At 42.5% G+C, this 8,757-nt stretch carries 7 protein-coding genes; 1 reads left to right on the forward strand and 6 read right to left on the reverse strand.

Translation table 11 applies throughout. The annotated features are described in order from the left end of the window. Positions 1 to 340: 340 nt before the first annotated feature. The 6 genes from B2Z67_RS05135 to B2Z67_RS05160 form a co-directional block, all read right to left on the reverse strand. Entirely contained in the window at positions 341 to 1,036 is a 696-nt protein-coding gene (locus B2Z67_RS05135; protein WP_291528745.1) for a zinc metallopeptidase, read from the reverse strand. Positions 1,037 to 1,255: 219 nt separating this feature from the next. Further along, the gene (locus tag B2Z67_RS05140; RefSeq protein WP_291528746.1) at positions 1,256 to 2,539 is read right to left on the reverse strand and encodes an adenylosuccinate synthase; all 1,284 of its coding nucleotides are present in this window, start codon (positions 2,537 to 2,539) and stop codon (positions 1,256 to 1,258) included. Between the two features lie 19 nt (positions 2,540 to 2,558). Then, a complete protein-coding gene (locus B2Z67_RS05145; RefSeq protein ID WP_291528747.1) occupies positions 2,559 to 3,026 on the reverse strand; it encodes a Fur family transcriptional regulator in 468 nt (155 codons plus the stop codon). A gap of 117 nt (positions 3,027 to 3,143) precedes the next feature. Continuing rightward, on the reverse strand, positions 3,144 to 3,806 hold the full coding sequence (locus B2Z67_RS05150) for a DNA alkylation repair protein (protein WP_291528758.1): 663 nt from the start codon (positions 3,804 to 3,806) through the stop codon (positions 3,144 to 3,146). A gap of 12 nt (positions 3,807 to 3,818) precedes the next feature. Continuing rightward, entirely contained in the window at positions 3,819 to 5,864 is a 2,046-nt protein-coding gene (locus B2Z67_RS05155; RefSeq protein WP_291528748.1) for a dipeptidyl-peptidase 3 family protein, read from the reverse strand. A 191-nt stretch (positions 5,865 to 6,055) separates the two neighbouring features. Beyond that, on the reverse strand, positions 6,056 to 6,517 hold the full coding sequence (locus tag B2Z67_RS05160; RefSeq protein ID WP_291528749.1) for a helix-turn-helix domain-containing protein: 462 nt from the start codon (positions 6,515 to 6,517) through the stop codon (positions 6,056 to 6,058). A 278-nt stretch (positions 6,518 to 6,795) separates the two neighbouring features. Here B2Z67_RS05160 and recQ point away from each other — a divergent pair, with 278 nt between their 5' ends. Next, positions 6,796 to 8,601 (forward strand): DNA helicase RecQ, encoded by a 1,806-nt coding sequence (recQ, locus tag B2Z67_RS05165; RefSeq protein WP_291528750.1) that lies wholly within the window; start codon positions 6,796 to 6,798, stop codon positions 8,599 to 8,601. Positions 8,602 to 8,757 lie beyond the last annotated feature (156 nt).

The raw sequence follows: 8,757 nt of genomic DNA on the forward strand, positions 1-8,757 counted from the left end.
AGCTTGTAAATATACAATAAAGCGCATAAATAGCGCATTATTATTCTTTGTTCGTTCATCAAGTACACTAAAAGATGAATTTATAAATCAAGACGTGTTACAAAAAGCAGGATAATACTATCATAATGAATGTGAATGACGACCATTCATTGTCATTTAGATATTTCCGCAAATTCTTAGGAGGTTGTGTCAAAAGTAAAGTAGACTATCCTAAAGATATCTTTCATCTGCAGATAACACGGATTACACGGATTTAAATAAAACCCAATCTGTGTTATCTGCGTAATCTGCGGATGAAAAATATCTTTAGGATAGTCTACTTTACTTTTGACACAGCCTCTTAATCTCTACGACCCATAAATATCATAATGTAGTAAATCAGAGTTGCCAGTGAACCCAACGCTGCAACCACATACGTATAAGCTGCAGAACGAAGTGCGTCCTCGGCTTGCTTATGATTGTAAGAGTTTGTAATACCCGAGCGGCTCAACCAAACCAATGCGCGCTTGCTTGCATTAATCTCTACCGGTAAAGTGATGAAACTGAACAGCGTAGTCATGGCAAATAAGACAATACCTGCCAACAATAATCCCGGGAAACTATTCAACAGCAAAATACCCGCCAGCAACAACCATGTCATCCACTGCGAAGCAAACGATACCACAGGCACCAACTTACTACGCATAGTCAGCGGAGCATAAGCCTGCGCATGCTGCAAAGCGTGCCCGCACTCGTGAGCAGCAACGGCGGCAGCCATAATACTGTTACTTGCATAAACACCTTCACTCAAGTTAACTGTCTTATTGGCAGGATTATAATGGTCAGTCAGATGTCCCGGTGTATGTGTCACCTGAACGTCATAAATTCCATTGTTTTGTAGCATCTGAATGGCTACATCACGCCCTGTCATTCCATTACCGGTAGGTATCTTGGAATATTTCTTAAACTTACTTTGCAAATTCATTTGTACCAGCCAGCTTACTACAGCTACGCCGATAAAAATAATCCATTGTATTCCTATCATACTGGTTCCCATAATTTTCTTTGTTTTTAATAATTAAACATACTTGGTCTGCATTATTCAGAACTGGAGGAGTTATCACTTCGTTAGGAGTTAAGTAGTTAAGTAGTCAACGCCGATAGTCTTGCTATCCCTTACGGAGTATTGGCTTTAACTCCTAAGCCAACTTGCCGGCTGATAACTTCTTTAACTTCTCTAACTCCTACAGCGTGAATAATTCAGGCTGATTAATTCTTATTCCGTTTCTTGCTCTTCCGTATAGCGTTCGATTGTTTGTCCACGGTCGGGACCTACGGAAACAATCTTGATGGGCACGCCAAGCTGTTCTTCCAGAAATGTCAGATAAGCATTGAACTCCTCGGGAAATTCGTTTTCACTCTGCATCTTCGTCATGTCGGTTTCCCAACCCGGTAACTCAACATAAACCGGTTCAATGCCTTCATCAATATCGTACGGGAAGTAATCTATCTCTTCACCATCTACTTTATAAGCCACACAAGCCTTAATGGTTTCAAACGCATCAAGTACATCGCTCTTCATCATAATCAGCTTGGTAACTCCATCTACCATGATGGCATACTTCAGCGCAACCAAGTCAATCCATCCACAGCGGCGTTTGCGTCCTGTCACCGAACCGAATTCATGACCCAAAGTACAGATCTGGTCGCCCGTCTTATCAAAAAGCTCCGTCGGGAACGGACCTGCACCCACACGTGTGCAATATGCCTTGAAGATACCATAAACTTCACCTATTTTATTAGGAGCTATCCCCAAACCGGTACAAGCACCTGCGCAAATGGTGTTGGAAGACGTTACGAATGGGTAAGAACCGAAGTCAACATCAAGCATCGTACCTTGCGCACCTTCACATAGCACAGACTTTTCATTGTTCAGCAGTTTGTTAATTTCGTGTTCACTGTCCACCAATGTGAATTGTTTCAAATATTCAACACCCTCAAACCAGGCTTTCTCCAACTCTACCAAATCATATTCATAATTCAGGCCTTTCAGAATTACCTCATGACGCGCTTTGGCTTTGTCATACTTCTGTTTAAAGTTGTGCAGGATATCACCTACACGAAGACCGTTACGGCTTACCTTGTCAGTGTAGGTCGGGCCTATACCTTTACCCGTGGTACCTACCTTGGCATCACCTTTCGAAGCCTCGTAAGCAGCGTCCAATATACGGTGAGTAGGCATAATGAGATGCGCTTTCTTTGAAATGTGCAAGCGTTCTTTCAGTTTATGCCCGGAGGCTTCCAATGCTTCCGCCTCTGCTTTGAAGAGAGCCGGGTCAAGCACTACACCATTACCGATAATATTCGTTTTGTCACCTTGAAAAATTCCCGAAGGAACGGAACGAAGCACATACTTCTGTCCTTCGAACTCGAGCGTATGCCCGGCATTCGGTCCTCCCTGAAAACGGGCTACCACATCATATCTCGGAGTCAGCACGTCAACAACTTTGCCTTTGCCTTCGTCACCCCATTGTAATCCTAATAGAACATCTACTTTCATCTTTCTGTCTTAATGATTATTACTTTTTCTTCTTGCGTTTGTTAGCCCGGTCACATTTGCTGCATAACCCATATAAATAAAGCGAGTAATGCGACAGACTAAACCGACTTAACTTAGTATTCCCTATTGCATGCTGCAACTCTTCATTCTGGGATTCAATCACCTTACCACACTGCATACATATTTGATGGAGATGGGTGCCACAGTTATAACTCTTTTCGTATTGAGAAGAATTTCCGAACAGGTGCTTAATAACCAGACGAGCGTTGATAAGGAGAATGATTGTATTGTAAAGAGTTGCGCGGCTCACCCGGAAATTTTCCTGGTCTGCCATCAGCGAATAGAGAGTATCAATATCGAAATGGCCTTCAATAGAATAGATAGTATCAAGTATGGCATACCGCTCGGGAGTCTTGCGATGCCCATTCGTATTAAGATATTCGGTGAATATCTGCCTTACCGTATCTTTCACACTCTGACTTTCCATTTTGAAGGAGCCTTTTTTCTACAGCCAACAAAGTTAAGCCTTTTTTGCGGAAAGCAAATGAGAAAAAGGAAAAAAATAAGGAAACCGACAATTAATATAACAGGAAGAAGAACATTCTCACCCTGCAATTTCTTCTTTTACAGCATTATACAATAACTGTTCAGTCTCAACTACAGAACTCTCCATTTCTTCTACCCGGCGGCATACACTGAAAGCATTTTCTTCACTATGCTGTATGAAGCGACGAATGGCAGCCATCACTGCATTCCGCACATGATACGAACCGGACAAAAAGGCGCATATCGCCTGGTCGAGGAACTCATTCGCTGTTCGTTCGTTCATATCGCCTTTCTCCATCAACAGACGGGCAATGGTGAGATAACCGCAAACCTGTACATACTCCCGTTCATCGGCAATCCATTGGAAAGATTTGGCAGGAGCATAAGGCAAATGCCGGAACAGATTCATGGACGTAAGTTCTGCCATTTCAATATTCCGGATGCTTTCCACCCAAATATCAGCAATCTCAGGCAGGAAAGAGTCTACCGGCTGCAACAATCCCGCAAGGATTTTACATTCGCGTATCTCCTCTTTCCACAAAGCCTGCGCCAGTGTATGGTCCTTTTCATACCCTTCCGCAATCAGTTTGATACGCGGAAGTTCTACACCGAAATTCAGTTTATAAACTAATCCTTTCTCACGCATGCTTTGAGACACAGCCCCGTTCATGGAGAGGCGGAGCTGTGTCTTTATTTCTTTCAATTGTCCATGTAAATCTATGGGCATAATACTTTAGTTATTAACGGATGGCAGATTTGAGTAATCTTTGCTGTAACGTAACATCTGCTCGGCATAACCTTCGTCATAAGTCACTTTAATATCTGTAATCTTACCGGCAGCATCCGTCACAGCTTCATATTTGGGGTTCACAAATCCTTTATACGGGGCCAGATTCAGTTTTTTGTAGCGCGCCAGCACCTCAGCGTGCAAATCAGGATCTACTTTTACTGCATAGTTTTCAATCAAATCATGCGCAGCCTGATAATCGCCTGTAGATTTAATACGCTGAACTTCGGACAGCAATTCACCGAAGAGTACATGCAATTTCTCATAATCATTTACCACTACATACGTCTTACCGTCCTTCTTCACCATTTCCACCACTTTGTCGGGCGCACCTTTTTCAAATACCCAGCGGGCTATGAGTTGGCGGTTACGCATGTGAGCTTCTTCTATATTATTGCCGGGTTCTATACGAACCAATTGAGTCATCAGCCCATTCATCAGGAATATATAATATTCGGCTTTGTATGCATCAGCATCCGGCGTAAGTCCTAACTCCACCAACTTAGCGTCGGCAACGTAGTACAGACCGAACAAATCGGCACGCGTTTCCTCAATTGTAGAACCATAAGCTTTCAAAGCATCCGGATCTACTCCCGGAAGCAACTTTCCGGAACCGTGCCCCAAGCACTCGTGCAAATCCGTATGAAGGTCACTTGTCAAATCGGCATATTTATTAATCAACTGAAGTTCGGCATCGCTGTAAACAAACTCCTCATTAAACCCATTGCCATGAGCCGCTTTATTATAAGCATCCGTAATGTTACTGATGGTAACTGACTTGGAACCATGATGATTACGTATCCAGTTAGAGTTGGGCAGGTTGATGCCAATAGCTGTGGCGGGATACAAATCGCCTGCCAGAATAGCGGCGGTAATCACCTTGGCGGAAACGCCTTTCACCTCTTCCTTTTTGAATTGCTTATCTACCGGAGAATGGTCTTCGAACCATTGTGCATTGTTACTGATAACTTCCGTACGACGGGTAGCTTCCAAATCTTTAAAGTTTACCAACGACTCCCAACTCGCCTTCATCCCCAACGGATCGCCATAACTTTCAGTGAAACCATTCACAAAGTCAACAAGAGAATTCAAGTCTTTCACCCAAAGGATGGCATATTCATCGAATGTTTTCAAATCGCCGGTTTCATAATATTCTATCAACTTGGCGATAACTGCTTTCTGTTCAGGTGTTTCAGCCACACCTTCCGCTTTCTTCAACCAATACACAATCTTCTCGAGAGCCTGACCGTATAATCCACCGACTTTCCAGACTTTCTCCTGTATCTTACCGTTCTCTTTTACCAAACGGCTGTTCAGTCCATAAGAAACAGGAGTTTCATCTTTCGGATCTTTCATTGCATTATAAAAGTCCTCAGCTTCTTTTTGTGTAACGCCGTCATAATAATTACAGGCGGAAGTCAGAACCAAATCAGCCCCTGCCGCCTGATTCACACGTTTCGACATCACCGACGGATCAAATATAACCGGAAAGACTTCCTCACACAGTTCCTCCACTGTCTGTCCTTCTGCCAACGGCAGAACAGAAGCGTCTACACCCAGCACTGCTTGCTTGAAGAACTCGGGAGTAAATCCCGGTGCAAACTTCTCACTTCCATAATGATGGTGGATGCCATTGGAGAACCAAACGCGTTTAAGGTATGTTTCCATCGCTTTAAAATCCGGAGTATTTCTGTCTCCTTTATATATTGTATATACCGCCTCCAACATACGGCGTATGCGCAGGTTGTACTTTCCATCCTGGTCAAACAAGATATCACGCCCCTGTAAAGCAGCTTCCGTGAGGTAGTACACCAATTCCTTCTGTTGGAGCGTCAAGTTCTCGAAACCGGATACCCGGTAACGCAAAATCTGTAAATCTGCAAATTGTTCCACTGTATAATCAAATTTATCTGCCTCGGCAGTTGTTGTCTTTGAGCCACTGCAAGCTGTCAGTAATGCAAAAGCGGCACATACCATTAATTGTTTCTTCATGTGCGGGAGGTATTAGAATAAATAAAATGTAGCAGTTAAAGGAGTTATCACTTTACTCAGGAGTTATCAGCTTTAACTCCTCTAACTACCGAGTAAAGCAATAACTCCTTTAACTATTTATAAATAAAAAGGAAGTATTCCAGAACTTACGTTCCGGAATATTTCCTTTCTAAACATTCTTCAACACAGATTTATTTTTTTTCTGCGTGTTTCTTACGATATCCGTTAGGTGTTTCACCTACATTCTTATAAAACGCAGCATAAAAAGACTGACGGTTGGCAAAACCTACCATTGTGCTGATTTCCTCTACATTCTTGTCGGCATATCTCTTATCCGTCAATAAATGCTTGGCATCTTTCACTCTGTATTCATTCAACAGGCATGAATAGTTCATACCGAAACGGGAATTTACTACAGCCGACAGGTAGCGAGTGTTGGTTTTCAACTCTTTAGCCAAATCTTTAGCTGAATAATCAGGGTCTTTGTACTTCTTTTGCACGACAACGATATTTAATATCCTGTCATACAATTCATCTGCTAATTCCGGACGTATTAATGAACGGTAAGCAGCATTCTTTTCTTTCTTTTCTCTCAAGTTGTAAGGGCGCTTCTTTGAAGCTGCACCTTGGTTCTTGTTTTCTAAATCACTCATTGAATTAACTGGTTAGGGTTTGTTTGAAAATAATAGTCTATAAGGATTTTCCTTTAGACCTTACAAAAGTCTGACATTTTTTTCTAATACACAACTTTTCTCATACATTTTTTTATTATGTAAACAACGAAAAAGGTTGAAAAGTACATTTTCTATTGCTTTAATAAGAAACTTTAACTTTTAAGAGAACACTTATGGTGTATATGGATACACTTTCTAATTTGCAACATATCTAATATTTAATATATCTTTGTAGAACAAAACTTTATATCAGATAAATGATACAGACGCTTAAAAGGTATTTTGGCTATGAGAGTTTCCGTCCTTTACAAGAAGAGATTATTCGTACAGTATTGAACGGCAGAGATTCGTTAGTATTAATGCCTACCGGAGGCGGGAAGTCTATTTGTTATCAGCTTCCTGCATTGTTGCGCAAAGGAACCGCCATTGTTGTTTCTCCTCTGATTTCTTTAATGAAAGACCAGGTTGAGACTTTATGTGCCAACGGTATTTCAGCAGGTGCGCTGAACAGCAACAATGACGAAACGGAAAATGCCGTCTTGCGCCGTGCCTGTATGGAAGGAAAGCTAAAACTACTCTACATCTCGCCTGAGAAGCTAATAGCGGAAGCCAATTTTCTTTTGAGAGATATGCATATCTCGCTATTTGCCATTGACGAAGCGCACTGTATTTCCCAATGGGGACATGACTTTCGTCCGGAATATGCACAAATGGGGTTCTTGCATGAAGTATATCCGGATGTGCCGATTATAGCTTTAACCGCTACGGCAGATAAAATTACGCGTGAAGATATCCTAAAACAATTACACCTCAACCAACCAAGAGTTTTCATTTCATCTTTCGATCGTCCAAACCTCAGCCTCACAGTAAAACGGGGATATCAGCAGAGAGAGAAAACCAAAACAATTCTGGATTTCATTGCACGCCACTCCGGCGAAAGCGGCATTATATATTGTATGAGTCGCAGCAAAACGGAAACCGTAGCGCAGATGCTACAAAAGCAAGGTATCCGGGTGACTGTTTATCATGCAGGGCTCTCGCCAACCCAACGAAATGAAGCACAAGATGATTTCATCAACGACCGCGCACAGATTGTTTGCGCAACAATCGCTTTCGGAATGGGAATCGACAAGAACAACGTACGCTGGGTTATCCACTACAATCTCCCCAAAAGCATAGAAAGTTTCTACCAAGAGATCGGGCGTGCCGGGCGCGACGGATTACCAAGCGATACTCTTTTGTTCTACTCCCTGTCGGATTTGATTCTGCTGACGAAGTTTGCAACGGAAAGCGGGCAAACAGGGATAAATTTAGAGAAGCTGCAACGTATGCAGCAATATGCCGAGGCTGACATTTGCCGCCGTCGTATCCTTTTGAGTTATTTCGGAGAAACTGCCACTAACGACTGCGGAAATTGTGACGTCTGCCGGAATTCGCCCCAACGCTTTGACGGGACGGTTATTGTCCAGAAGGCTCTAAGCGCTATCGTTCGCACCGAACAACAAATCGGTACAAGTGTGCTTGTAGACATTCTGCGGGGGAATATGAATCAGGAAATATCGGAGAAAAGGTATCACCAACTGAAAACTTTTGGTGTGGGACGTGAAGTTCCTGCCCGCGACTGGCAGGATTACTTATTACAAATGTTACAACTGGGTTATTTCGAAATAGCATATAACGAAAATAACCATCTGAAAATCACCAATAGCGGTAGTGATGTTCTTTTCGGGCGTGCCCAAGCCAGACTTGCAATCATCCGCCGTGAGGATACCACTGCTAAAGGAAGGAAGAAAGAAACGCCCATTCCGGTCAGGGAACTACCTTTGGGATTGCCAAACACGGAAAGCAAAGCACTTTTTGAAGCATTACGCGAGCTACGGAAGCGAATGGCCGACCTGGAAGCATTACCTGCCTATATCATCCTCTCCGACAAAGTATTACACTTACTCAGCATATCGCGCCCTGCAACTATAGAAGAGTTTGGCAAAATCAGCGGTATTACTGAATACAAAAAGAAAAAGTACGGAAAAGAATTTGTTGATTTAATACGGAAATTCATTTAGCCTGAATTATTCATAGTGTAAGTACTTCGTAATAATTATTTCATACTATGAATGAGAATTTGGCGGTGATTCAAACACAGAGACACAGAAGCACAGAGTTTTTCTCTGCGACGCAGTCGCCCTCTCTGTGTACTCTTATTCAGGTTCTCTTCTTAA

Origin of the sequence: Bacteroides sp. UBA939 (genome assembly GCF_002293435.1) — a bacterium.
In the GTDB taxonomy this organism is placed as follows: Bacteria; Bacteroidota; Bacteroidia; order Bacteroidales; family Bacteroidaceae; genus Bacteroides.

Excerpts from the sequence above, each read along its gene's own strand:
- B2Z67_RS05135 (WP_291528745.1), bottom strand. The coding sequence starts at position 1,036 with ATGGGAACCAGTATGATAGGAATACAATGGATTATTTTTATCGGCGTA.
- B2Z67_RS05140 (WP_291528746.1), bottom strand. The coding sequence starts at position 2,539 with ATGAAAGTAGATGTTCTATTAGGATTACAATGGGGTGACGAAGGCAAA.
- B2Z67_RS05145 (WP_291528747.1), bottom strand. The coding sequence starts at position 3,026 with ATGGAAAGTCAGAGTGTGAAAGATACGGTAAGGCAGATATTCACCGAA.
- B2Z67_RS05155 (WP_291528748.1), bottom strand. The coding sequence starts at position 5,864 with ATGAAGAAACAATTAATGGTATGTGCCGCTTTTGCATTACTGACAGCT.
- B2Z67_RS05160 (WP_291528749.1), bottom strand. The coding sequence starts at position 6,517 with ATGAGTGATTTAGAAAACAAGAACCAAGGTGCAGCTTCAAAGAAGCGC.
- recQ (WP_291528750.1), top strand. The coding sequence starts at position 6,796 with ATGATACAGACGCTTAAAAGGTATTTTGGCTATGAGAGTTTCCGTCCT.